The organism is Arenibacter hampyeongensis, from assembly GCF_002909255.1.
Lineage (GTDB): Bacteria > Bacteroidota > Bacteroidia > Flavobacteriales > Flavobacteriaceae > Arenibacter > Arenibacter hampyeongensis.
Genome location: NZ_PIOB01000001.1, coordinates 666,517 through 692,424, shown reverse-complemented (window position 1 = coordinate 692,424; position 25,908 = coordinate 666,517). Strand labels below are relative to the sequence as shown.

Genomic DNA, 25,908 nt, shown 5'->3' with positions numbered 1-25,908 from the left:
AGTAATCCTTGTATTACAAGATTTTAGTTAACTATGCATTTCGTCGAATAAATCACTTAATGATGCTCCTTACTCAATAATTTTTTTAATATTACAATGTTGGTCTCGAGAAGCCAATTACGAGAATACAAGAATTCCCCATTCTTCCTTTTCTTCCTACTTACAATTAGAACACTGTATGAAAACGAAAGTGCATTATTTTATAATGCTATTGTTCACATTTGTAGTAGTCTCCTGTAGCACAGAGCCTATAGAGTCGGCAATTGGTCCCGTGGCAGAAAACGCCGTTGAAGTGGAGCAGGAATTACTTGGTATCGTCAACGACCACCGTATATCCTTGGGGTATACAGATTTGGACTATAGTGCCGTAGCGTATGAGTATGCCAACAAACATACCGACTATATGATAGCTAAAGGTTCTATTAACCATGATAATTTTAGCGCAAGGGCCTCCGATATCTCCCAGGCCGTAAATGCCTCTTTTGTTTCCGAAAATGTGGCAAAAGACTATGATTCGGCCGTTGAAGCTTTTCAAAACTGGCTAGCCAGTTCCGACCACAGAAAAACCATGGAAGGCGACTTCACCCATACAGCTGTAAGTGTAAAGAGAAACTCCGGCGGTAAACTATATTTTACACAACTCTTCTACAGATAGTCCTCCTTAAAGCAGTTTACTTTTCTTATTTTTGATATTAATGCCTGTGTTAATAATTGACGGCACACTTTTATGTCCTGTCAAGAATAGCAAGGCCTTATAAATCTAATTGTAATAAGTTACTGCTATGTCCATAAAACAACCATTCAACCTAAATAAATGGATTTCTGAAAATAGGGCGACCTTAAAACCTCCGGTAGGAAATAAAAACCTTTACACAGAATCCGGAGACTATATTGTAATGGTCGTTGCCGGCCCCAATGCCCGAAAAGACTATCATTACAACGAAACAGAGGAGCTTTTTTATCAATTGGAAGGAAATATTGAAGTACATATTCAAGAAAACGGTCAAAAAAAGACCATGCAATTGGGTCCAGGGGACATGTACCTTCACCCGGCCAAAGTACCTCATTCCCCAGTTAGGCAAGTTGGTTCCATAGGTCTGGTCATTGAACGCAAAAGGGCGCAAATGGATGTCAAGGATGGCTTGCTTTGGTTCTGCTATAATTGCAACAACAAACTGCATGAAGTTTACTTCACCCTAAATAATATTGAAAAAGACTTTTTGGGTCACTTTAAAACTTTCTACGGTTCGGAGGAACTAAGGACCTGTAGTAACTGTGGTACAGTAATGCCCGTAGATGAAAGGTTTGTTGCAAAGGAAGACCAATAGTCACTTTATTAATTCAGTTGTTCCTTACAGTTCTAAAGTAGTTTAAAAAGCTGTAAAGCACCAAAATCATTAAATAGGTTTTTGATAACATTTGTGCCCGCTAATGCCTTAGTCAACACAATAATTTGTAAATTTGAAAAAATATAACAATAATCGCTAAAAAAGTTATAAATGTCAAAAATTGCGCAGGATTTCGGAATCCAAGAAGCCTTGGATAGATTAGGTATCAAATCTTTAAACAATGGAACATCAACCGGTTCCAATAATTTTTCTTCCGGGGAGGAATTAGCATCTTATTCTCCTGTAGATGGAGCTTTAATTGGAAAAGTAAGGACAACTACGAAAGAAGATTATGAAAAAGTGATGGATGCCGCCACCAGCGCATTTAAAATATGGAGAACAAAACCCGCACCTCAACGGGGAGAAGTTGTCCGCCAGTTCGGGGATAAACTCCGTGAACTTAAGGAACCCTTGGGTAAGTTGGTTTCTTATGAAATGGGGAAGTCTTACCAAGAAGGTTTGGGAGAAGTGCAGGAAATGATAGATATCTGTGATTTTGCTGTAGGTCTGTCCAGACAATTGCACGGTCTTACAATGCATTCCGAAAGGCCTGGCCATAGAATGTACGAACAGTATCATCCTCTAGGAGTAGTAGGTATTATTTCAGCCTTTAATTTTCCAGTTGCCGTATGGGCATGGAACACTGCATTGGCTTGGATCTCCGGCGACGTATGTGTTTGGAAGCCCAGTGAAAAAACACCGCTCTGCGGAGTAGCATGCCAAAATATTGCAGCTGCTGTTTTCAAGGAGAATAATCTTCCTGAAGGTATTTCCTGTTTGATCAATGGAGACTATAAGGTAGGTGAATTCATGACACATGACAAAAGAGTTCCATTAGTCTCCGCAACAGGCTCTATACGCATGGGAAAAATTGTAGCACAGGCAGTGGCCGCGCGATTGGGAAAATCACTTTTGGAGCTTGGAGGCAATAACGCAATTATAGTAACCCCGGACGCGGACATAAAAATGACGGTTATCGGAGCTGTATTTGGGGCGGTAGGCACTGCAGGGCAGCGCTGTACCTCAACGCGTAGATTAATTATACACGAATCCATTTACGACAAGGTAAAAGCAGCTGTTGTTACCGCTTATAAGCAACTGCGTATAGGAAATCCGTTGGACCAAAAGAATCATGTAGGTCCGTTGATAGATACCGATGCCGTAAAGATGTACCAGCAAGCGCTTTATAAGGTAGTTGAAGAAGGAGGAAAGCTTATTGTTGAAGGGGGGGTGTTGCAAGGCACTGGATATGAAAGTGGTTGTTATGTAAAACCTGCCATTGCCGAAGCCACCAATACTTTTGAAATTGTACAACACGAAACTTTCGCCCCCGTATTATATCTTTTAAAATATTCCGGAGATGTTGAAAATGCCATCACCCTTCAAAATGGAGTGGTTCAGGGACTATCTTCTGCAATAATGACCAATAACCTAAGGGAGGCAGAGCGTTTTTTATCTACCCAAGGTAGTGATTGTGGCATAGCCAATGTAAATATTGGAACTTCCGGCGCCGAGATTGGAGGTGCCTTTGGAGGGGAAAAGGAAACAGGTGGAGGCCGTGAATCTGGCTCGGATGCCTGGAAAATCTATATGAGAAGGCAAACCAATACCATTAACTATACAACTGAATTGCCTCTGGCCCAAGGTATAAAGTTTGATCTTTAGAACCAAAGACCAATAAAAAACCCGCTATGTACTGGATATAGACCAGTGCATAGCGGGTTTTAAACTAACTAACCCAATAATATCCTGAAGTTTAGTTTTGTAGTGCTTCAAGACAATAACTTGCGCTTTGAATGATTAGAAAATAATAAACCCGTAGCCACTTGAAAATTTCCCCTCCCCCCGAATAGGTCCATTAGAAATAGCTGCGGGTTTAACCAAACTAACTCAAATAATTATTGTGGTAAAGACCTATCTCAATGCCGGAACTTAGTCGGGAGAAATAAGGTCTTTGTAATTTTAATATTTCCGCTAAAGTCTGCATTCCATATCGTGTTTAAAAGTAAAATTATATAGATGGTACTAAAATTTGTATAATCGGTAAGTTTTCAGGGAATTGCACTAAATAATTGTGGTAAAACAGAACCCAAAATCCCCAATACAAAGGCAGTCGAAAATTAAATGAACAAATACCTACCCCAACTATCCAACTAAATCCACTAGGGATGTAGAATTCGATTGAAAAACATCGTCCAATACAGCTAACTATTTGACAGATAATATTTAAGATCCTTTATTTTAACATTTAAGGGAATTTTTTAATATATTTAAGCTAAACCCAAACTGTTATTAAAAATGTCTAAAAGAAGAACCAATTTATTGGGAATAGTAATCGCAATTATTGCTGGAACTTATTTTAACATCATGTTGTGCAATAACTGCTCAAGTGAAACAGTAGATACTGCTTCTATAGAAACCACTGAAGCCATTGATAAGTATAACAAGGGAGAGGAGAAAAAGCATGAACAAAACCCTAATTAATTTAACTAACCTTAATTTATAAAGTTTATGGAAAACATGAATATCTGGTGCTGGTTAATTCCGGCCATAGTGGGTATAGTCTGCGCCCTATTTGGCTATTTGATCGGTAAAGGAAAAACCCCAGAAATTGACCAGTCTTCAGAATTAAGAATACTTAAGGACAAAAACATTCAACTACAAGCCGATTTGGCATCGTGCAACAAACAACTATCCCAAAAAGTCGATGTAGCCCTTCCTTCAAAACCGGTCGCTCCAATTGCGGCTACTGAAGAACTGCTTCCCTTTAATGCCCAAGCTGCTAAAGCGGTTTTAGGCAAATCCATAAAAAAGGACGATTTAAAGATTGTGGAAGGCATTGGCCCTAAAATACAGCAACTATTTAATTCCTTTGATATCAAGACTTGGAAAGATTTGTCTGAAACCGCAGTCGCCAAATGTCAAGAGGTATTGGATTCTGGAGGCGCCCGATATAAAATTCATGACCCTGCCTCTTGGCCTATGCAGGCCAAAATGGCCTATGAAGGCAAATGGAAAGAACTGCAAAAATGGCAAGAAGAACACAAAAGAGGCAAGCTATAGCATTTTCGTGTCCATTTCCCTACTATTATTAACCAAATAAAGGTTAATCTGCCGAGAGGATAAATCGAATAAAAAAAGTGAAGCGTTGAACGCTTCACTTTTTTCTTAATAACAAGTTTCAATTTTTATAAAATTTAATAATATTACACCATTCTACCGTTGGCCTCTACCCATTTAAACCTATAGTTGTCTTCTGGGAATTTCATCCTGGTAGCGATTCGCTCCAATCTATCGGGCAATTTCATTAAATAATCTCTAGCCCTTTCCGCATCATCGTTAAGACTTCTTATGCTATCCAATTCCCAATAGCTGTTCAATTTTTTCAAAATTTCTATATAATCCTGAGCGGTGTATACTCCAAGTCTCTGGGCACAATTGGAAAAGTTTTCAAAAGCCGTTCCTATACTTCCCCCAGATTCCCTTAGAAAATGTGCCGGCATAACAATTTTTTTCTTCATCATATCGGCAAAGGCCAACATCATTTGGCTTGGGTCATTTTCAAAAATTACTTTAACAAACTCCCTATATGCCAAATGGTGACGCATTTCGTCTCCAGCAATTATGGTACACATTTTACCTAGAAGGATATTACCTCCTTTTTTACACATTTGACCTACCCTTTTATGCGAAATATTAGTTGCCAATTCTTGAAAAGAGGTATATACAAAGTTTTTATAGGGGTCCCTATCCGTTCCTATGTCGAAACCATCGGCTATTAAATGCTGTGTGGTTATTTCCACTTCCCTCATATTGACCCTTCCGGCCAAATAAAGATATTTATTGAGCACATCACCATGCCTATTTTCCTCAGCCGTCCAATGGCGTACCCATTTGGACCAACCATTTTTATTTTCTCCGTGTTGGTCTATTCCTTCTACATCCATAAGCCAGGATTCATAGGTTGGCAGTGCCTCCTCGGTTATGGTATCTGCAACCAATGTAACCCAAAGGTCATACCCCAATTCCTTGGCTTCTTCACGTATCTGATTTACATGATCCATAAACCCCTCGCTTTGGGTATCGGGTAAAAAATCTGTGGGTTGCCAAATATCCTGTATTGGAATAAGGTATTGGTCTATAAAACCATCCACCTTACCCTCAATGGATTTCATCACTTCTATTCTAACGTTCTTATTAGACATTCTTCAAATTTTATGTAAATATCCTTAATAATCTTGATAATCTGCCCCCAAAGGGCAGTAAATTTTAGTTCCTTCCCATTTCGGAAGGATAAAACAAATATACTGGATCACTTTGCCAATATTGTTTTGATTCCACATCCATAATTGTCAACGGGCCTCTAAAAGCCGCCCCAGTATCAACATTCCAAATATTGGCCGCATTTTTTGGCGTTGTCCTTCCAATCCTCGTTACCGGGGTATGGCCAATAAAAATCTCCCTGTAATGCGTTAACCTTTGAGGATAAAATTGATCCTCTTCGGTTAGCGATGGGTCCAAAGAGAGTGCCAATTCCCAAAGGGTTCTATCCCAATAATAGGTTTTGGTAAAATACTCGTGGGACACACCCCTTAAGTTAGTAAATCCTGCATGGATATACAAGCGATTTTCACTGTCTATAACATAATTTTCCAAATTATCATAAAATTGTATATGGGTTTTTTTAATTTCATCGCCAACTTGGCGATAAGAATTTTGAGTGGCACTACCCCCATGCTGTAGCCAAAGGGGATTATGATCTCCACTTTTCAACCAATCATTACAAAGTTCATCGTGGTTACCCCTAATAAAAGTACACCTATGGGTAGCCCTGAGTTCCAATAAAAAATTTACTGTATTAACAGCCTCACTCCAGCCATCCACATAGTCGCCCAAAAAAACAAGATGGTCCCCAATGGTTACATTTGCCCTTGTCAAAACTTGCTTCAAGGCTTTTAAGCCCGAATGTAGATCTCCAATTACCAAAGTTCTCATTTGGCAAAAATCGCAAATACTGCATTAATATCAATGGCAAATAGAACTAAAATTAAATAATACTCAATAATAGGGGAACCAACCAAATCCTATCAACTTAGTCTATCAAAAAAGCCACCCCAATACCTCGCGTCAAATAAAGTGATAGTATTAATGTGTTCATAAAAAGTTCACAATTATTCTACCGGATGAAATTGGCATGAATCGATGTTTATAAATATTGGACTAAGACAAAAGATAATTTATTTGTTAACTTTTTATTGTTAACAATTCACTATATTATTGATTGTCAATATTTTAGTTCATATTATTTGCAAACTTTTATGATAATTATCATATTTACTTTCCTAAATATTTTAATACTTTTGTTCTTTCATTTAAACACACTAACCACTAAAAACTATTCTATGCCCACAAAAATTGCGCAAGGACCCAAAAAGACCTACAGTCAGGAGGAAGCCAATGAGGCTTCGTTAAAATATTTTAAAGGTGATGACCTTGCGGCCAAGGTATGGGTAAATAAATATGCCCTAAAGGACTCTGAAGGCAATATTTATGAGCTGACTCCAGACGATATGCACCGCAGGATAGCCAAGGAGATAGCCAGAATAGAACAAAAATACCCAAACCCTCTAAATGAAGGACAGGTTTTTGACCTGATAAAGAATTTTAAATATATAGTCCCTCAAGGCAGCCCTATGGCCGGCATTGGCAATCCTTTTCAGATAGCCTCCCTTTCCAATTGCTTTGTAATTGGCACAGACGGCAATTCCGATTCGTATGGGGGAATCTTGAAAATTGATCAGGAACAGGTACAACTAATGAAACGCCGTGGCGGAGTTGGTCACGACCTATCGCATATTAGACCAAAAAAATCACCGGTAAAAAATTCAGCATTGACTTCTACCGGACTTGTTCCCTTTATGGAAAGATATTCCAATACGACTAGGGAAGTAGCCCAAGATGGCAGAAGGGGGGCTTTAATGTTATCGGTTTCCATAAACCATCCAGATGCCGAAGATTTTATTGATGCCAAAATGGAGCAGGGAAAAGTTACCGGAGCCAATGTTTCCGTTAGAATGGACGATGATTTTATGAAGGCTATTGAAAGCGGCCTACCATATACTCAAAAATTTCCCGTTCACAGTCCCGAACCCAAACTGTCCAAGACCATTGATGCCAAAAAACTATGGGGGAAAATTGTCCATAACGCCTGGCAATCCGCAGAACCAGGTATACTTTTCTGGGATACCATTATTAGGGAATCCGTACCGGATTGTTATTCAGATTTAGGATACAAAACAGTGTCCACCAATCCCTGCGGGGAAATTCCACTTTGTCCATATGATTCTTGTCGCTTACTGGCCATTAATCTTTTCTCATATGTAGAGCAGCCTTTTACGGATAAGGCCAGTTTTAATTTTAAGCTTTTCAAAGAACATATTGCTGCAGCTCAACGGATTATGGACGACATTATTGACCTTGAATTGGAAAAGGTCGATGTTATTCTCGAAAAAATAAAGGCAGATCCAGAACTGGAAGAAACCAAAGCTGTGGAATACAATTTATGGAAGAACATAAAGGACAAGGCCGAGAATGGGCGCAGGACAGGAATAGGCATTACCGCAGAAGGAGATATGCTGGCAGCACTAGGTCTTCGCTACGGAAGCGATAAGGCCAACAAATTTTCAATCGAGGTGCATAAAACGATAGCCTTGGAAGCCTACAGGGCCTCAGTACATACCGCAAAAGATCGGGGGGCATTTCAAATTTTTGATGCCGAAAGGGAAAAAAACAATCCTTTTATCCTGCGCCTGAAGGAAGCAGATGATAAACTTTATTATGAAATGCTGGAATATGGGCGTAGAAATATTGCGTTACTGACCATTGCTCCTACGGGCACTACCAGTTTAATGACCCAAACCACATCTGGCATAGAACCTGTTTTCCTACCGGTATATAAGCGCCGAAGAAAGGTGAATCCGAATGATAAGGACGCCAGAATTGATTTTGTAGATGAAGTTGGCGATTCTTGGGAAGAGTATGTGGTCTTCCATCACAAATTTAAACAATGGATGTCCGTTAAGGGTATTGATACAGAAAAAAATTATACCCAAGAGGAACTCCAGAAAATTGTAGAACAATCACCCTATTACAAAGCCACTTCCAATGACGTGGATTGGTTGAGCAAAGTCCGTTTGCAAGGAGCGGTTCAAAAATGGGTAGACCATTCCATAAGTGTCACTATAAACCTTCCGAACGATGTTTCTGAAGAATTGGTAGGAAAACTTTATCTGGAAGCATGGAAAGCAGGCTGTAAGGGTGTTACTGTTTACCGTGACGGCTCTAGGTCCGGTGTTTTGATCTCCAATGAATCCAATAAGTCCGAAAATGATGAATCCCTAACAAATTTCCCCACTAAACGCCCCCAAATCTTGGAAGCGGATGTGGTAAGGCTACAAAACAATAAAGAAAAATGGATTGCCTTTATTGGATTAATAAACGACCAGCCCTATGAAATCTTTACCGGTATGGCCGATGATGAGGACGGTATATTAATTCCTAGATGGGTCAATGACGGGGTAATCCTTAAAAGCAGGAACGAAGACGGTTCTTCGCGATATGATTTTCAGTACAAAAACAAAAGAGGCTACAAAACCACCATTGAAGGGCTATCGCATAAATTTAACCCGGAATATTGGAATTATGCCAAATTAATTTCCAGCACCTTGCGCCACGGCATGCCCATTGTAAAGGTTGTAGACCTAATCAATAGTCTGCAACTGGATAGCGAATCCATAAATACCTGGAAAAATGGCGTAGCAAGGGCATTAAAAAGATATGTGGAAGACGGCACAGAGGCCAAGGGGCAAAAATGTGATGCCTGCAATTCCAAGAATCTGATCTACCAGGAAGGATGCCTTACCTGTAAGGATTGTGGCTCGTCCAAATGTGGATAAGTCTGAAAGGTTTACATCAATTACTTAAGAAAACCACGCCCCTAGTTCTAAGCATTTAGGGGCATTTGTAGTATTACTACATATTTCTGTTTATTTTAGACTAATCAAATAAATCCAGGGTATGAAAAATGTTTTCTGTATAGGGGAATTATTAATAGATTTTGTGGCCGAAAAACAGGGCAAAGACCTTTCAAAAGCCAATGATTTTACAAAAAAAGCAGGAGGTGCTCCGGCAAATGTTGCCTCGGCAATTGCAAAATTGGGAGGTAAAAGTTTTTTTATTGGTTGTGTGGGCAAAGATCCCTTTGGTACATTTCTCATCAATACCCTGACAGAAGGGCAAGTAGATGTTTCCCTGGCACAGAGGTCGGACACCTTCACCACCTTGGCTTTTGTTTCCCTAGCAGCGGATGGGGAGCGTGATTTTGTTTTTAGCCGCGGTGCCGACAAAGAATTGACACATGATCGCAGACTAAAGAATCTGTTTAAAGATCAAATAGTCCATTTTGGGGCAGCTACCTCATTTTTGGGGGGCAATTTGGAAGAAGCGTATTCACTTTATCTACAGGAAGCCATTGCCAATAATAGTTTTATTTCCTTTGATCCCAATTATAGGGCGGATCTTTGGAAAGGAACGGAAGCCGTCTTTATCCAAAAATGTATTCCTTACATAGAAAAATCCCATTTGTGCAAATTTAGCCTGGAGGAGGCGCAATTACTCTCTGGAAAAGAAAATTTAGAAGAGGCATGTGCTTTTTTACATCAGCTTGGCACCAAAATAATAACTGTTACATTAGGTGGGGAGGGCACCTATTTAAGCACTTCATCAATCAAAAAAATAATACCAAGCATAAAGGTAAATCCTATTGATACCACCGGCGCAGGAGATGCCTTTATCGGATGTTTGTTGAAACAGATTGCCCTGACCACCAACTTGAACACCCTCATGGACCATTCTGCACCTTTGGAAATTATGATTCAACACGCCAATAAGGCGGGTGCAATTACCACCACAAATTATGGGGCAATAGAATCCTTGCCCACTCAGGAGCAATTAAATCAGCTATAAATGCAATATAATGCCTTCCCTAATTATATTTCATCTTTCTAATAATCCGAAGCGATTCTTTAATGGATTGATACACATGAATATCGTAATTCTTTATTACGGGCTTCGCGTTTTCCATAATATCCTTGGCCTCTTCAAAGCCGTTAACATAGCAAATTAACAAGGTGTCGGACAACAGGGATAAATCCTTTTTTTCGTGTGGGGACAAGGGTATTCCCTTTTCAATTTTTTTAAGTACGGCGATATTGGTATTATATATATGATGAAGTGTTTTTTTGTCATAAAGGGGAGGTTCAAATATTAAATCCGAATTAATGGTATAGGTACCATTATCGGAAAAGGTAATGACCACTTTTTCCAAAGGATAATATTTTTGTTGACTACTTAATCCCAACTGTACATATTCGATAGTAGTAAAGGAGTTTTCATCATAAGTTATAGTGATTTCATCGAACTCAGAAAAAAACAACTTCACTTGTTCATTGATCAATTCAATATCAACACGGGAGTAATAGATTTCATTTTTTACTTTTTTTTGATGTCCTGCCCAACAAACCACAAATTGTTCCTTAAACACCTTGTAATGACTTGTCAGGTCCTTATGCCTTTCATTTAGAAAGTCGACCACCCCATCCAAAGTAAGTTCAATATTATTTTTAGCGTGTTGTTCTATGGTAGCTACGGCTTCAGCATTTACATCGGTCAACTCAATTCCGTAAGCCTTTGGCATACTGATACTTCCATCCCTAAAGAATACCGCACCCCCATAATACTTCCATATATTCTTTCGTAAAGAACATACCTTTCCATTGGATTTTATGGTTACCAGACCGACCACCTTGCCAATGGGCAAATGTGGGAAGGGAATATTTTCATAGGTAATCCGTGGCGGATTGTCCAAATAGGCGTTTACCAAATTTTGAATTTTACTGTCATCGAAAAAATCGACCCCTACAATTTCGTTATCCTCATCCTCTACTCCAATGACAATAAAGGAATTGTTTTGCGGATTGCTATTGGCAAGTGCACAAACATGCTTTAAAAATTTCGCCTTTCCCTCCCTTTTTCCAATATCTATAAACCGCTTTTTATCATAAAAGCTGTTCTCGTCATTATGGGCAAGAAGGTTTTTTACGAGTAAGCGTTTATTGATCATAATTTCTTGTTGACAATAGTTGCACTTGCTTGTGCCGTTGGCATAACCAATAAATCTGCAATGTTGACATGTGAAGGTCTTGTGACCATAAAATGGATAATATCTGCGATGTCTTCCGGCTGTAACGGCATATATCCCTTATAGGTGTCAATGGCCCTGCCATTATCCCCCTTAAAGCGCACTTTACTAAATTCTGTTTCCACCAAACCCGGATTTATGGCCCCAACGCGAATCCCATACTTGTTTAAATCTATTCTCATCCCTTGGTTTAAGGCATCTACAGCATATTTACTGGCACAATATACATTCCCCATCGGGTACACTTCCTTCCCGGCAATGGAGCCAATATTTATAATATGTCCGGCTTTGTTTTTTATCATATTAGGCATTATGGCCTTGGAAACGTACAACAGCCCCTTTACATTTATATCCAGCATTGCTTCCCAATCGTCCAGATTGCCGTCCTCAATAGAATCCAGACCATGGGCGTTCCCTGCATTATTGATTAGAATGTCTATTTTGGAAAACTCCTTTGGAAGGGAGTCAATTGCCTTGAAAACCGCCTTTTTGTCCTGCACATCAAATGACAATGTAAAAACCTTGGTATGTCTGGACAGTTCCTTTTTCAGCTCAGCCAATCGCTTTTTTCGCCTCCCACAAAGGACTAGATTTATCTTGTTGGTAGCGAAAAGTTTGGCCGTTGCAAGGCCTATTCCACTGGTAGCCCCCGTTATAAATGCAATTGGTTTCTCATTGTTGGAAATATTCATAAAAATTTGTTCTTAATACTGTTTCTATTTATACCGGTAGCCTAATATTAAGGCACATCCTCCCCCATACTGGCTGCTAACAACAAAAACCAATCTTCCAGCTCAAGGTCAATATTTATGGCGTTCGTTGCAGCTGTCAACCGTTTGGAACTTGTGGTCCCTACCACTGGGTGTATCCCTGCTGGATGTGTTAAAATCCAAGCCAATAAAAGTTGACTTGCGTTTACCTGGTACTTCTTCTTTAATTGTTTTAATACTTTTTTTATTCGCTTGGAACGCTTATCCCTATCACGATAATAACTCCCCAGGGGGCTCCAGGCCATTGCCATTCTTTTATGAACAATACAATCGTCCCAACCCCCATTATTCATGACTTCATTGGCAGTTAAGGAAAATTCCAGTTGATTGGATTGTACCTCTACAGTAGTCTCCAACAACCCTATCTGGGAAGGTGTAAAATTGGACACGCCAAAATCAAGTATTTTTCCCTCTTCTTTCAATTGCTGAACAGCCACCCCAATTTCCTCTGGACGCATCAACGGACTAGGCCTATGCAAGAGCAACATATCCAGATAATCCGTTTTTAAATTTTTAAGGGACTGCTCTACAGACCAAACAATATAATCCTTGGTATAGTTATAATGCTTGACTCTGTTCTTCCGCTCCTCACAAACCATTTGAATACCACATTTACTGATCAGCTGAATTTCATCACGGCTTATATTGGTCGATGTAAAGGCATTTCCAAAAAATAATTCGTTGTTATAGGACCCGTAAATATCCGCATGGTCAAAAGTGGTAATTCCTTGGTCCAAACAATGACCAATTAATTTTGCTCCCTCCCCAACAGATAGCTTTTTCCCCCAATTACCCCAAGTCATTGTCCCAGCAATGATTTTAGAATAAGATCTTTTATTTTTCATATGTTTGTGAAATTATGAATAATTCCCTTAAATAGTTCACAAAACTAGACCCATTGCTTAACTTTTAACCATACATTAACAGCCAATAACTAAATAAATTTTCAATTTGCACCCACTTTTGGAGTTAACCACTTTAAACAAAAAAAAACAAAGGATTATATGGAAGAAAATACTTCGGTAGATATCAGCGCCGTGAACGAGAAAATTGCCAAAGAGAGTGCTTTTATAGACCTACTTATTTTAGAAATGAATAAGGTAATCGTTGGTCAAAAACATATGGTAGAACGATTGCTGATTGGACTTCTTGGTCAGGGCCATATTCTGCTCGAAGGTGTTCCCGGTCTAGCAAAAACTTTAGCCATAAATACCTTGGCCAAAGCTGTTCAAGGAAGTTTTAGTAGAATTCAATTTACACCAGATCTGTTGCCAGCTGATGTGGTAGGAACCATGATTTACAACATGAAGCTAAATGATTTCTCAATCAAGAAAGGTCCCATATTTGCCAATTTTGTTTTGGCGGATGAGATTAACCGTGCTCCTGCAAAAGTGCAATCCGCTCTGTTGGAGGCCATGCAGGAAAAACAGGTGACCATTGGCGACGAAACCTTTATCTTGGATAAGCCTTTCTTGGTTATGGCCACCCAAAACCCGGTGGAGCAAGAAGGAACTTATCCATTACCGGAAGCCCAGGTGGATCGTTTCATGTTAAAGACCGTTATAGATTATCCCAAACTCAGTGAAGAGCAACTAATAATTCGCCAAAACCTAAAAGGGGAGTACGAAGAGGTAAAACCGGTGGTGAGTGTTAAGCAGATTTTAAGTGCCCAAAAGGCGGTAAGGGATGTATATATGGACGAGAAGATTGAAAAATATATTCTCGACATCGTTTTTGCTACCCGATACCCAGAAAAATACAATTTAGAAAGTCTAAAGCCTTTAATAAGTTTCGGAGCTTCTCCAAGGGGAAGTATTAATTTAGCCGTAGCAGCCAAATGTTATGCCTTTATTAAAAGACGGGGCTATGTAGTTCCAGAGGACGTAAGGGCTGTGATTCATGACGTATTGCGCCACAGAATCGGCATTACGTATGAGGCGGAGGCAGAAAACATTACTTCGGAAGAAATTATTAATAAGATCGTAAACGAAATTGAAGTACCTTAATCAGTCTACAGTTATCGGTCCACAGCTATGGCTTTTTAGTCCTTAAAATTGTGCCTGAATACTTTTTACTGCAAACTGCAAACTGAAAATGGATACCAAGGAATTATTAAAAAAAGTTCGCAAGATTGAGATAAAGACGAGGCGTCTTTCCGACCATATTTTTGGAGGGGAGTACCACTCGACTTTTAAAGGAAGGGGTATGACTTTTAGTGAGGTGCGCCAATATCAATTTGGCGATGATGTAAGGTCCATAGATTGGAATGTTACCGCACGCTATAATGAACCCTACGTAAAGGTTTTTGAGGAGGAAAGGGAACTTACCATGATGCTAATGGTAGACGTGAGTGGTTCAGAGCTTTTTGGAACCAGCAATCAGTTTAAGAAGGAAATTATAACCGAAATATCCGCTACCCTGGCCTTTTCGGCACTTCAGAACAATGACAAAGTTGGCCTTCTATTGTTTACCAACGTAGTGGAACTCTATATCCCACCAAAAAAAGGCAAAAGTCACGCCCTTAGAATAATACGGGAATTGTTGGAATTTTCTCCAAAAAGTACCGAGACCAATGTTGGTGCCGCTTTAAAATTTCTTACCAACGTAATGAAGAAAAAAGCCATTGTTTTTGTACTCTCCGATTTTATTACTGAGGATTACCTTCAAACTTTACGCATCACAGGTAAAAAACATGACCTTACGGGAATTAGAGTATATGATGAAAGAGAGGAAAACATTCCCAATTTAGGGATGGTACAAATGCAGGATGTGGAAACAGGGGATATTCAATTGGTAAATACCCAGTCCAAAAAAGTTAGGATGGCCTATGGCAAACACTACAGTGAGCGCGTTGCATATTTTCAGGATACTTTTACCAAATCTGGCTGTGGAGTATTAAGTTGTAGGGTTGATGAAAGTTATGTTAAAAAATTATTGGGCTATTTTAAGAGAAGAGGTTGATTTAAATGAGGAACTTAGATTTTAGCATTAAGAATAGTTGTTCGTATATATTACGATATATAACATTGTGCCTACTATTTGCCACTGCAAATGGTTTTTCCCAGAATACTCCCACTATTAGGTCGGAGGTGGATACCACATATATAAAGATTGGCGAACAGTTAAATTTTAAAGTCACCGTAGAAACGGATTCTACCTCACAGGTAATTTTCCCGGAAGGACAAACCTTTTCCCCTTTGGAAACCGTTGAAGCCTTAAAGACCGATACCGTCAAAAAATTGGATCGGATTACCCTTCAAAAAATCTACGCCCTCACCCAATTTGATTCCGGATCTTACACCCTACCAAGACAACAGATCATGGTAAATGGAAAACCGTTTTTCACAGATTCCGTTAAAATTGATGTGGCTACGGTTCCGGTGGATACCTTGGCTCAGAAAATGTATGACATAAAACCTTTGATCAATGTAGAAAAATCCAATGGGTCTCTCTGGAAAATTCTTTTATGGGCATTAGTCGTATTATTGTTGGCCGGTGTAGCGGCATATTGGTTCGTGTTCAGAAAAAAACCGTTGAGCGAAGAGGAAAAAGTAGCTCTTTTACCACCTTTTGACCGAGCAATTTTAGGGTTGAGAGAATTGGAAAAATCAAAATATTTAATACAGGATGACTATAAATCCTACTATTCCGAACTCACGGACATTGTCCGCTCCTATTTAGAGGAAGATGTTCATGTAACCGCGCTAGAAAGCACCACAGACCAATTAATAGATAAATTGGAAATGATGAAGGATGCGGGCCAATTAAAACTGGATCATGAAACCATTCAACAGTTCAAAAAAGTTCTACAAACCTCAGATTTGGTGAAATTTGCAAAATCCAAACCTGAAAATTCGGTAGCCGAACAGGATAGAAAATCTGTGGAGCAAATTGTCATAAAAACCAAAGAAGCCATTCCAGAACCTACAGAGGAGGAATTATTGCTGCGGGAAGAGTATTTGGAGGAATTGGAAAGAAAGAAACACAGGAAAAAAATAATAATTGTGGCAGTAACCGCTGTACTTGTACTGTTATTTTCTACCGCCGCTGCCATAGGTTATTACGGATTTGGATATGTGAAGGACACTGTTTTGGGCCATCCGACCAAAGAATTATTGGAAGGGGAATGGGTGCAGAGCGATTATGGTTTCCCTCCAGTTAGTTTACAGACCCCTAAGGTTTTATTACGCCAGGCAGTAAAACTACCGCCTGAAGCCCAGGCCTCCGTAAAGGAAATGCAGGCTTTTGCTTATAGGAGTTCCATTGGACTATTTACGATAGCCACCACCTCTATTACCTTGGCACAACCAGAGGATCCAGATCTTGATAAGGCTTCCGAACAGATCTTGAAAAATTTTGAGGCACAAGGCGCAAAGAACATCACTACCAAACAAGAGGAGTTTACTACCTTGACAGGGGTCAAAGGAATTAAACTATACGGAAGTGGAAAATTTGCCGTACCGGAATCCAAAGAATTGATATCCGGGAATTATGTTGTCCTATTTTTTGGTGGCAAAGGCTTTCAACAAAATGTAATCTTGACATGGTTGGCAGATGATACCTATGCAGATCATATAGTAGAACGAATTTTGAACTCAGTAGAAGTAAAAACGACCTTATAGATGTTTGAGAATATTTCCTTTGCGAACCCACAGTTTTTCTGGTTGTTACTACTACTCCCAGTGGCAATGCTTTGGTATTTCTTTAAAAGAAGGGAACAAACGGCTTCCTTAAAAATATCCAGTATTAAGGGATTTCCCAAAGGCAGCATATTACCCAAATTAAAACCTGCTCTCTTCCTCATGCGTTTATTGGCTTTGGCAGCAATAATTATTGCCCTGGCGAGACCACAAACGGAGGATATCTCTACCAGGACCAAGACCACAAAAGGTATAGATATTGTAATGGCCATCGATGTTTCCTCGAGTATGTTGGCAAAGGATTTAAAACCATACAGATTGGCGGCACTTAAAAAGGTGGCGGCCGATTTTATTAACGAAAGACCAAACGATAGGATTGGTTTAGTGGCATATGCGGGGGAAAGTTACACCAAGACGCCCATTACAAGTGATAAATCCATAGTTTTAAGGGCCTTGGAAGAAATAACCTATGGGCAATTAAATGATGGAACCGCTATTGGCATGGGCCTGGCCACAGCAGTAAATAGGCTTAAGGAAAGTAAGGCTCTGAGCAAAGTAATTATACTTCTCACCGACGGAGTTAACAATATGGGATTTATAGAGCCCCAAACTGCCGCAGATCTGGCAGTGGAGTTCGGCATAAAAACCTACACTATTGGTATTGGCACCAACGGAAACGCCATGACGCCCATAGCCTATAATGCCGACGGATCCTTCAGATACGGAATGCGGGAGGTAGAAATAGAAGAAAGTCTGTTAAAATCGATCGCAGAAACAACGGGAGGGCAGTATTTTAGGGCTACCGATAACAAAAAATTGGAAGCCATATACGAAGAAATAAATAAATTGGAAAAAACCGAGGTAGAAGAATTTAAGTATTATAAATACGAAGAAAAATTTAGACCATGGGTCTATTTGGCAGGGGTTTTGCTCCTGTTGGAGTGGCTGGCAAGGATTACCCTCTTTAGGAGTTTTATCTAAATAAAAGCAAGCTGGGCTCCAAGGGGTTTGATTCAAAAATGAAGAATACAAAATGATTCAGTTAGACGAAAAATCATATTTATACCTGTTATCCATCATTCCGGTGATGGTTGTCCTTTTTGTGCTGCTTCAATTTTGGAAAAAAAGAACACAAAGAAAATTTGCAGACCTTACTCTACTAAAGCGATTGACCCCGGACAGGTCCAATTTTAAATCCAGCCTTAAATTAATTTTTATTCTATTGGGAATCGCATCTTTAACCATGGCCTTGGTCAATCCAAAAATTGGCACCAAATTGGAAACGGTGAAAAGGGAAGGGGTAGATATTGTGTTTGCAGTAGACGTTTCCAAAAGTATGTTGGCCGAGGATATTGCACCCAATAGGCTGGAAAAGGCAAAACGCTTGGTCTCAGAAATTATCAATCAATTGGCAAGCGACAGGATTGGGATCATTGCCTATGCAGGCCAGGCGTTTCCACAATTGCCCATAACCACCGATTATGGTGCTGCCAAAATGTTCTTGCAGAATATGAATACCGATATGCTCTCCTCCCAAGGAACGGCTATAGATCAAGCTATAGAATTGGCTTCTACTTATTATGACGATGAAGAACAAACCAATCGGGTCCTATTTATAATCTCGGACGGAGAGGACCATTCTGAAGGTAAAGTGGCCAATGCTGTTGAGGAGGCGATCAATGAAGGAATAAGGGTATTTACCATTGGGGTAGGAAAAACCAAAGGAGCACCTATACCCCTTAAAAGAAACGGCATTGTTGAAAGCCTTAAAAAAGATAACCAAGGGGAAGTCGTCATTACAAAATTAAATGAAGAAGTGCTGCAGGAAATTGCCGACGAAGGCAACGGACTTTATATAAATGGGGATAATACGGAAGATGCTGTTGCTATTATTAAGGAGCAATTGAACCAGATGGACAAGAAGGAATTTGAGGCAAAACAATTTGCCGAATACAAAGATCAATTTCAATGGTTTTTGGGAGCAGGCCTTTTATTCTTATTTTTAGACGTTTTTGTCTTGGATAGAAAAACCAAATGGTTGAAAAAACTGAATCTGTTTAACGAGCGATAAACGAAGAAGGAATATGGGAAAGATAGTATTTATCATCATTTTGATCGGAGGCCTGGCCCATGCCCAGGAAGTGGATAAGGAAAAAGAAAAGGCAATTAAAATTGCCACCAATTACACTTGGGAGGGAAATAAAGAACTCTCTGAAAGCAATTTTGTTAATGCCGAGGCCAATTATAGAAGAGCAATCTCCAAGAGTGCCGAAAGTAGTATTGCCCCCTATAATTTGGGAAATGCCTATTATGAGAACGAAACTTATAGCGAGGCATTTGGACGGTTTAAGCAGGCGGGCGAAAATGCTTCCAATAAAAAAGACAAACATAAGGCCTACCACAATATGGGTAATGTCTTTATGAAAAACAAAGAATATCAAAAAGCTGTAGACGCCTATAAAGAGGCCCTTAGAAATGACCCTACAGATGAGGAGACCCGCTATAATTTGGCTTTGGCCAAAGAAATGCTAAAAAAGCAGCAGGAGGAAGAGCAAAAAAATGATCAAAATAAGGACGACCAGGACAAGGATGACCAGAAGGATCAAAACGAAGATAAAAAGGAAGGGGATAAGAACGAAGACGATAAAGGCGACCAAAAAGAGGACCAGGACGACAAGAAGGAAGACGGGGATGAAGGAGAGGAAAAGAAAGAAGACAATAAAGAAGGAGAAGGAGATAATGAGGAGGAAAACGACGAACCGTATAAGGCAGAGGAGCAAAAGCAACAGCAGCCAAGGCCCAACCAATTATCTCCACAACAGGTAAAAAATTTGTTGGAGGCAATGCAAAACGAAGAGAAAAAAGTACAGGAAAAAATTGATGCACAAAAAGTGAAAGGTGTAAAGACCAAAAATGAAAAAGACTGGTAACTCAAGTGAATATTAAAAGCTACATATCGTTATTTTCCCTTTTTATTCTCGGCATGGTATTAAATGCCCAGGATGACGAGTCCGTAACCTTCGAAATGAATCTCAGCAAAGATGTGTTGGGCATTAACGAACGCTTACGGGTCGACTTTACCATGAACAGGGATGGAGATAATTTTGTTCCCCCGGATTTTGAGGGGTTCAGGGTACTTATGGGACCATCACAGTCCATTAGCTCTTCATGGGTCAACGGAGTAAGGAGCTTTTCCAAAACATACAGCTATACCCTTGCCCCAACGGCCAGAGGGAAATTTACTATTAAACAGTCTACTATTGTCATCAAAGGCGAAACCTATAAATCACTCCCTAAAGAAGTGGAGGTTACTGCCGCAGTTGAAAGGCCGGATGGGGAAAAAACCGTAGATGACGTGGCCGATGAAAGCCTACATCTGGTAGCAGAAATATCCAAAACCAGTCCGTATCTCAATGAAGCTGTTACAGTGGTATATAAACTATATGCCAGCCCCACAATAGACGTAACCAATTTTCGGGCCTTGGACAACCCAAAATATAACAATTTCTGGAGCCAGGATATTCCAGTTACCAAATACGATATTCAGAATACCACTTATAATGGCAAATCCTATAGATCGGTAATTTTAAAAAGAGTAGTCCTATACCCACAGAAAACGGGAGAATTGGAAATAGAACCCCTTTCTTTGGATGTAAGCCTACAGATCCCCACTAACAAACGTGATTTTTTTGGAGGAAGAATATTTGCCCAAACCAACAAGACGGTATCAGCAGGTAACAGAACTATAAATGTTAAACCATTGCCAAGCGAAGGGAAACCAGCAGATTTTAGTGGTGCTGTTGGAGAATTTCAATTTACGGTAACCACCAGTAAAACCCATTTAAACGCATCCGAATCCCTCCAGGCTAAAGTGGCCATTAATGGAAAGGGAAATCTAAAGCTTTTCGAGATTCCAGGATTAAACCTACCTAGTTCCTTGGAGGTTTATGAGCCAGAGTTTAACGAAAGTGTTAGAACCACACTATCCGGAATGGAAGGCAATGTAAGTAATAGCTATACTGTTGTCCCAACCTTTAGGGGAAAATATCCTATTCCCAGTATAGCGTTTAGTTTTTTTAATCCGAAAACTGAAAAATATCAAACTTTGAATTCTGGGGAAATTCTGATCAATGTATTGGAAGGTCCAACTAGTGCGAATGCGGACAATACGGGGCCCATTTCCGGCAATAAACAAAAGGTCGTGGCTATAGGAAATCAATTTGTATTCAACAAATTACAGCCAAATCTAAAAGCTATAGGCAGTAATTACTTTTTTGGTTCAACTAGCTTTTTACTTTGGTGGCTCCTTCCTCTATTGTTGATCCCCATTGCAATACTATTTGGCAAAAAAAGAGAAGCAATTGCAAGTGACGTTGAGGGAAATAAAATAAAGCGCGCCAATAAACTGGCTAGAAAGTATCTCTCTGCCGCCAAAAAAGCCCTAGGCTCCAAGGAATCCTTTTATGTGGCTCTGGAGAAAGCATTGCACAATTATTTAAAGGCCAAGCTAAAAATAGAGACTTCCGAATTTAGCAAGGATAAGATCGCCACTTTATTAAGCGAAAAAAATGTAGACAACGCAACTCAAGAAGGATTTGTTGGATTACTTAAAAATTGCGAAATGGCTAGGTATAGCCCCTTCTCAGATGTACAGATGCAACAGGATTACAACAAAGCCAGTGAGGTTATTTCACAATTGGACAAACAAATTTAAGCAATGGTACGTGTATTAACTATTTTAGCCTTTTTGGTATGTACCTTGGGATATACCCAAAACGAACAGCTATTTGACCAAGCTACAACATCCTATAACGAAGGGGAATATACCAAGGCGGCAAACAACTACTTAAAAATATTGGAGAGCGGGGAACATTCCGCCGAACTTTATTTCAATCTGGGCAACACCTATTACAAGCTAAATAATATTGCTCCGAGCATTTATTATTATGAAAAGGCATTGTTGCTAAAACCCAGTGACCAAGACATTAGGACCAACTTGGCATATGCACAAAATATGACTTTGGATGCCATTGAACCCTTGCCACAAACTACTATTTCCAAAATATACAATAAACTAACCGCATATCTCTCATTTGATCAATGGGCCTACGTCGCAGTGGGATTCATGATGCTCTTCGTGTGCTGTTATATTGCATTTTATTATTTCAAATTTTCTACTCAAAAGCGAATAGCATTTATCAGTAGCTTCATATTTCTTTTATTTTCAGTCCTTGCCTCATTACTGGCCTATCTAGAATTTTCTAAATTTAAATCCGATCAACCAGCTATTGTTTTCGCGGAAGAAGTTGGTATTAAATCAGAACCTAACAACAGGAGTCAAGCCATTTTCAATCTGCATGCCGGTGCCAAGGTACATGTGCTGGAAGAATTAAATGACTGGAAAAAAATTCAAATAGCCGATGGTAAAACAGGCTGGCTGTTGGCTGATGACATTAAGGAACTAAAAGACTTTTAGAAATTATTTAACAGTCTTATAACAGTATTACCATTATCTTCGCAACATTGAATTTTTTTATGAAGAAAAGTTTCCTCTACATACTTTTGTTTTATTGGATTTTTGCCATTATGGCCCCGGCTATTATCACCATCGTTGGGGATAATACGGTTATTGTGGTATCCAACTTAAATGAAGAGGAAAATCAAAATTCCGTCAATAAATACGTTGCTGAAAAACACATTTTAAATAATAATACGGAAGATTTTTTTTCATCCTTCCTGAATAAAAAAAAGGTGGCCCATTCCAGATACCTACTGGGCTCCTCCAATTATATATTGGATATTAATCTTCCTCCTCCGGAACTTCTTTCCTAATATTCATTACTTTACATTGGATATATTTGGAGGCATAATTTTCAAGGAAACATGTGCCCAATACCGATATATCCACTAATTTAACAAGCGGAAATTTAAAGGAGGTGTTTAACTGGGCTTACAGCCCTGCCAAAAGCACATTCCCAAAATGATTTATAATTATTTACACCTCATTAGAAGGCAGTGTAATTGATTGTAGAAACAATGTTCGCTTTAAATTTGAATAAACAATTAGCTAAACGAAAATACATAAGCATATAAATTAAGTCATTGTCTTTTGACTAGGTCCCAAATACTCATGTAACAAAAGATTCGCCGGGTTATCAAAGATAACAAGGTGTACACCCTTCAAATGGCAATTTAACTATGACTTTAAAAAACATATAAAAGATGAAAAAACTAGATCAAGTTTTTAAAAATAACGAAAAATGGATTCAAGAAAAATTATCGGTAAGTCCGGAATTTTTCAGCGATATGGGCAAAGGACAGAGTCCGGAAATACTTTATATAGGATGCTCGGACAGTAGAGTAACTGCCGAAGAGCTTATGGGTATGGGTCCTGGAGAGGTCTTTGTACACCGTAACATTGCCAATATGGTCATAAGCATAGACCTAAATGTTATGTCCGTGGTAAATTATGCAGTTGAACACCTAAAAGTGAACCATGTTGTTGTATGCGGACATTATTCCTGTGGAGGTGTAAAAGCAGCTATGCAATCTGCCGATTTGGGTATTCTAAATCCATGGTTAAGAAACATAAGGGATGTATATAGAATACATGCCAAAGAACTAAACGCCATAAACGACGAAGACAAAAGATATGATCGCCTAGTAGAATTGAACGTACAGGAACAATGCATTAATCTCATTAAGACTGCAGCCGTACAAAAAGCTGCCAGAGATCGCGACCTTACGGTACATGGCTGGGTTTTCGACATACATACCGGAAAACTCGTAGACCTTAAAATAGATTTCAAGGGTATTCTAAAAAACATAATGGAAATCTACCATCTCGATTAGGTCAGCGCTAGCAATTGGGTACACCGATTTCAGCTCACTGGACATTAATTTAAAGATATCCCGTTCATTGCACAACTCCAATACGGTTTACCGCCTATTGGCTCTGTGCTGTGAATTGTCAATAACTATAATCAAAATAAAAAATTAAAATGAAAAATATATTTTCAAATTTAAGGGGCGATCTATTCGGGGGAATTACCGCCGGTATCGTTGCCTTACCCTTGGCACTTGCCTTTGGGGTTTCTTCAGGACTTGGACCGGACGCCGGATTATACGGAGCCATATTCATAGGCTTCTTTGCTGCCTTATTTGGGGGCACCCCCTCTCAAATTAGTGGCCCCACTGCTCCTATGACAGCAGTTAGTTTAGTGGTCATTGCAGGTATTGTGGCAGTGAACAACGGGGATGTGGAAAAGGCGTTGCCCTCTATCCTTTTGGTTTTCTTGTTGGCAGGTATACTTCAAATTCTATTGGGTGTTATAGGTATAGGAAAATACATTAAATACATTCCCTACCCCGTTGTTTCAGGATTTATGACTGCCATTGGGGTCATCATCATCATTACCCAAATTTTACCAGCTATTGGTTATTATCCTAAAGAGGATAAAGACTACGTTTCCCAATATACACCATTGGCGGAAGAAGTAATACTGGAAAAAATCCTTAAAGACGAGGCCGGGGAAGGTTACTTGGTGTTGGAAGACTTCACAGAAACCCAAAAAAGAGCAGGAGAAGTTAGTGCTGACAATATTCTGATGGAGGCCCAGAGTTTGGCCGGTACAGAGGCCAAGTCCGTATTGGGCACAGTGAAAATATTGCCAAGGGCCTTGGCCAATATAGATTGGCTGGAATTGATCCTTGCACTAGCGACCATAATTATAATCTTTGGCTTCAAAAAAATAACAACAGCAGTGCCAAGTACTTTGGTGGCCTTATTGGCTGTCTCCGGTGTGGCTTTTGCCTTTAATCTGGATTACAGGCCTATTGCAGAAATACCAAGTGGCTTTCCTATGCCACATTTCGAAATGTTTACCGATTTTAAATTCGCCCAGATATCCCCATACTTATTTGCAGCCCTATCCTTGGCAGTACTTGGAGCTATAGATTCCCTATTAACCTCGGTTGTTGCCGATAACATGACCAAAACAAAGCATAATCCCAATAAGGAATTATTGGGTCAAGGTATAGGAAATAGTATAGCCTCCATTTTTGGAGGTATACCAGGAGCCGGAGCAACAATTCGTACCGTTGTAAATATTAATGCAGGAGGTAAAACACGTTTGTCCGGAGCTATTGCGGCGATATTACTATTAATTATCTTACTGGCCTTAGGACCGGTTGCTTCGCAAATTCCAGCAGCTGTTTTAGCCGGTATTTTGGTAACCGTAGGTATTGGTGTTATGGATTACAAAGGATTAAAGGCTATGCCGGCCATGCCAAAAAGTGAAGTTGCCATTATGATTTTGGTATTGTTACTTTCTGTTTTTTGGGACTTGGTAAGTGCAGTTGGTATAGGTCTTGTCATTGCATCACTAATCTTTATGAAGAAAATGGGCGATCTAACAGCGGAACGTTCCGATGTGAAGCCCCTACTAAAGGAAAAAGCCTGGGCTGACGAGGGAACCTTCCCTGAGAACCTTAAGGAAAGTGTATTTATTAAACACGTCAAAGGCCCCTTATTTTTTGGTTCTACAAGTGATTTTCAACAACTTGCCAAGCAAATACCAAAGACGGCGTCCACAGTTATCATTAGAATGGATAGAATGCAATATATGGATCAATCCGGACTATATGCTATGGAGGATATTCTAGTAGATTTACGCCGCGATAACATTGAAGTGCTATTCGTGGATGTCCTTGATCAGCCAAGATATATGATGGAACGAATTGACATCATTCCCGATTTGGTATCCAAAGAGAATATATTCAATAATTTTCAAGATTGTACCAATTATATCAAACAAAAGGAAAAGGTACTAAGTGAACGTGTACCTGCCTAA

23 protein-coding genes are annotated in these 25,908 nt (G+C 39.5%); 18 read left to right on the top strand and 5 right to left on the bottom strand.

The window, feature by feature from the left end; translation table 11 throughout:
- Positions 1–178: 178 nt before the first annotated feature.
- The 5 genes from CWD91_RS02805 (at position 179) to CWD91_RS02785 (ending at position 4,451) form a co-directional block, all read left to right on the top strand.
- Positions 179–655 (top strand): CAP domain-containing protein, encoded by a 477-nt coding sequence (locus CWD91_RS02805; protein ID WP_103439408.1) that lies wholly within the window; start codon positions 179–181, stop codon positions 653–655.
- 127 nt (positions 656–782) lie between these two features.
- Positions 783–1,328 (top strand): 3-hydroxyanthranilate 3,4-dioxygenase, encoded by a 546-nt coding sequence (locus tag CWD91_RS02800; RefSeq protein WP_103439407.1) that lies wholly within the window; start codon positions 783–785, stop codon positions 1,326–1,328.
- Between the two features lie 171 nt (positions 1,329–1,499).
- A complete protein-coding gene (gene amaB / locus CWD91_RS02795) occupies positions 1,500–3,053 on the top strand; it encodes an L-piperidine-6-carboxylate dehydrogenase (RefSeq protein WP_103439406.1) in 1,554 nt (517 codons plus the stop codon).
- A gap of 633 nt (positions 3,054–3,686) precedes the next feature.
- A complete protein-coding gene (locus CWD91_RS02790; protein WP_103439405.1) occupies positions 3,687–3,872 on the top strand; it encodes a hypothetical protein in 186 nt (61 codons plus the stop codon).
- 27 nt (positions 3,873–3,899) lie between these two features.
- Positions 3,900–4,451, top strand: coding sequence for a hypothetical protein (locus CWD91_RS02785; RefSeq protein ID WP_103439404.1), 552 nt, complete (start codon positions 3,900–3,902; stop codon positions 4,449–4,451).
- A gap of 143 nt (positions 4,452–4,594) precedes the next feature.
- Here the strand turns inward: CWD91_RS02785 and CWD91_RS02780 are convergent, their stop codons facing one another.
- Entirely contained in the window at positions 4,595–5,593 is a 999-nt protein-coding gene (locus CWD91_RS02780; RefSeq protein ID WP_103439403.1) for an acyl-ACP desaturase, read from the bottom strand.
- A gap of 64 nt (positions 5,594–5,657) precedes the next feature.
- A complete protein-coding gene (locus tag CWD91_RS02775) occupies positions 5,658–6,383 on the bottom strand; it encodes a metallophosphoesterase (protein WP_103439402.1) in 726 nt (241 codons plus the stop codon).
- A gap of 407 nt (positions 6,384–6,790) precedes the next feature.
- Between CWD91_RS02775 and CWD91_RS02770 the strand changes: the two genes are divergently transcribed.
- Positions 6,791–9,343: an adenosylcobalamin-dependent ribonucleoside-diphosphate reductase gene (locus tag CWD91_RS02770; protein ID WP_103439877.1), complete on the top strand. Its 2,553-nt coding sequence runs from the start codon at positions 6,791–6,793 to the stop codon at positions 9,341–9,343.
- 121 nt (positions 9,344–9,464) lie between these two features.
- Positions 9,465–10,412 (top strand): carbohydrate kinase family protein, encoded by a 948-nt coding sequence (locus CWD91_RS02765; protein ID WP_103439401.1) that lies wholly within the window; start codon positions 9,465–9,467, stop codon positions 10,410–10,412.
- Positions 10,413–10,431: 19 nt separating this feature from the next.
- Here the strand turns inward: CWD91_RS02765 and CWD91_RS02760 are convergent, their stop codons facing one another.
- Genes CWD91_RS02760 through CWD91_RS02750 form a run of 3 tightly spaced genes read right to left on the bottom strand, consistent with a single transcriptional unit; the run spans position 10,432 to position 13,261 of the window.
- Positions 10,432–11,568: an ATP-binding protein gene (locus tag CWD91_RS02760; protein ID WP_103439400.1), complete on the bottom strand. Its 1,137-nt coding sequence runs from the start codon at positions 11,566–11,568 to the stop codon at positions 10,432–10,434.
- Positions 11,565–12,338 carry an SDR family NAD(P)-dependent oxidoreductase gene (locus tag CWD91_RS02755; protein ID WP_103439399.1) on the bottom strand — a complete coding sequence of 258 codons (774 nt, stop codon included), beginning with the start codon at positions 12,336–12,338 and terminating at the stop codon, positions 11,565–11,567. The genes CWD91_RS02760 and CWD91_RS02755 overlap by 4 nt, the downstream gene beginning before the upstream one ends.
- Before the next feature lie 47 nt (positions 12,339–12,385).
- Positions 12,386–13,261 carry an aldo/keto reductase gene (locus CWD91_RS02750; RefSeq protein WP_103439398.1) on the bottom strand — a complete coding sequence of 292 codons (876 nt, stop codon included), beginning with the start codon at positions 13,259–13,261 and terminating at the stop codon, positions 12,386–12,388.
- A gap of 159 nt (positions 13,262–13,420) precedes the next feature.
- Here CWD91_RS02750 and CWD91_RS02745 point away from each other — a divergent pair, with 159 nt between their 5' ends.
- The 11 genes from CWD91_RS02745 to CWD91_RS02695 all read left to right on the top strand — a co-directional run bounded on the left by CWD91_RS02745 (position 13,421) and on the right by CWD91_RS02695 (position 25,908).
- The gene (locus CWD91_RS02745) at positions 13,421–14,422 is read left to right on the top strand and encodes an AAA family ATPase (RefSeq protein ID WP_103439397.1); all 1,002 of its coding nucleotides are present in this window, start codon (positions 13,421–13,423) and stop codon (positions 14,420–14,422) included.
- Between the two features lie 88 nt (positions 14,423–14,510).
- On the top strand, positions 14,511–15,377 hold the full coding sequence (locus CWD91_RS02740) for a DUF58 domain-containing protein (protein ID WP_103439396.1): 867 nt from the start codon (positions 14,511–14,513) through the stop codon (positions 15,375–15,377).
- A gap of 5 nt (positions 15,378–15,382) precedes the next feature.
- The gene (locus tag CWD91_RS02735) at positions 15,383–17,038 is read left to right on the top strand and encodes a BatD family protein (protein ID WP_103439395.1); all 1,656 of its coding nucleotides are present in this window, start codon (positions 15,383–15,385) and stop codon (positions 17,036–17,038) included.
- Positions 17,039–18,037 carry a vWA domain-containing protein gene (locus CWD91_RS02730; RefSeq protein ID WP_103439394.1) on the top strand — a complete coding sequence of 333 codons (999 nt, stop codon included), beginning with the start codon at positions 17,039–17,041 and terminating at the stop codon, positions 18,035–18,037.
- Positions 18,038–18,089: 52 nt separating this feature from the next.
- Positions 18,090–19,127, top strand: a complete 1,038-nt coding sequence (locus CWD91_RS02725; RefSeq protein WP_103439393.1) for a VWA domain-containing protein — start codon at positions 18,090–18,092, stop codon at positions 19,125–19,127.
- Between the two features lie 13 nt (positions 19,128–19,140).
- A complete protein-coding gene (locus CWD91_RS02720; protein ID WP_103439392.1) occupies positions 19,141–19,986 on the top strand; it encodes a tetratricopeptide repeat protein in 846 nt (281 codons plus the stop codon).
- Between the two features lie 5 nt (positions 19,987–19,991).
- Positions 19,992–21,770 (top strand): BatD family protein, encoded by a 1,779-nt coding sequence (locus CWD91_RS02715; RefSeq protein WP_394335710.1) that lies wholly within the window; start codon positions 19,992–19,994, stop codon positions 21,768–21,770.
- 3 nt (positions 21,771–21,773) lie between these two features.
- On the top strand, positions 21,774–22,532 hold the full coding sequence (locus CWD91_RS02710) for an SH3 domain-containing protein (RefSeq protein ID WP_103439390.1): 759 nt from the start codon (positions 21,774–21,776) through the stop codon (positions 22,530–22,532).
- A gap of 59 nt (positions 22,533–22,591) precedes the next feature.
- Positions 22,592–22,888 carry a hypothetical protein gene (locus tag CWD91_RS02705; RefSeq protein WP_103439389.1) on the top strand — a complete coding sequence of 99 codons (297 nt, stop codon included), beginning with the start codon at positions 22,592–22,594 and terminating at the stop codon, positions 22,886–22,888.
- Between the two features lie 390 nt (positions 22,889–23,278).
- Entirely contained in the window at positions 23,279–23,908 is a 630-nt protein-coding gene (locus CWD91_RS02700; protein WP_103439388.1) for a carbonic anhydrase, read from the top strand.
- Between the two features lie 149 nt (positions 23,909–24,057).
- Positions 24,058–25,908, top strand: coding sequence for a SulP family inorganic anion transporter (locus CWD91_RS02695; RefSeq protein WP_103439387.1), 1,851 nt, complete (start codon positions 24,058–24,060; stop codon positions 25,906–25,908).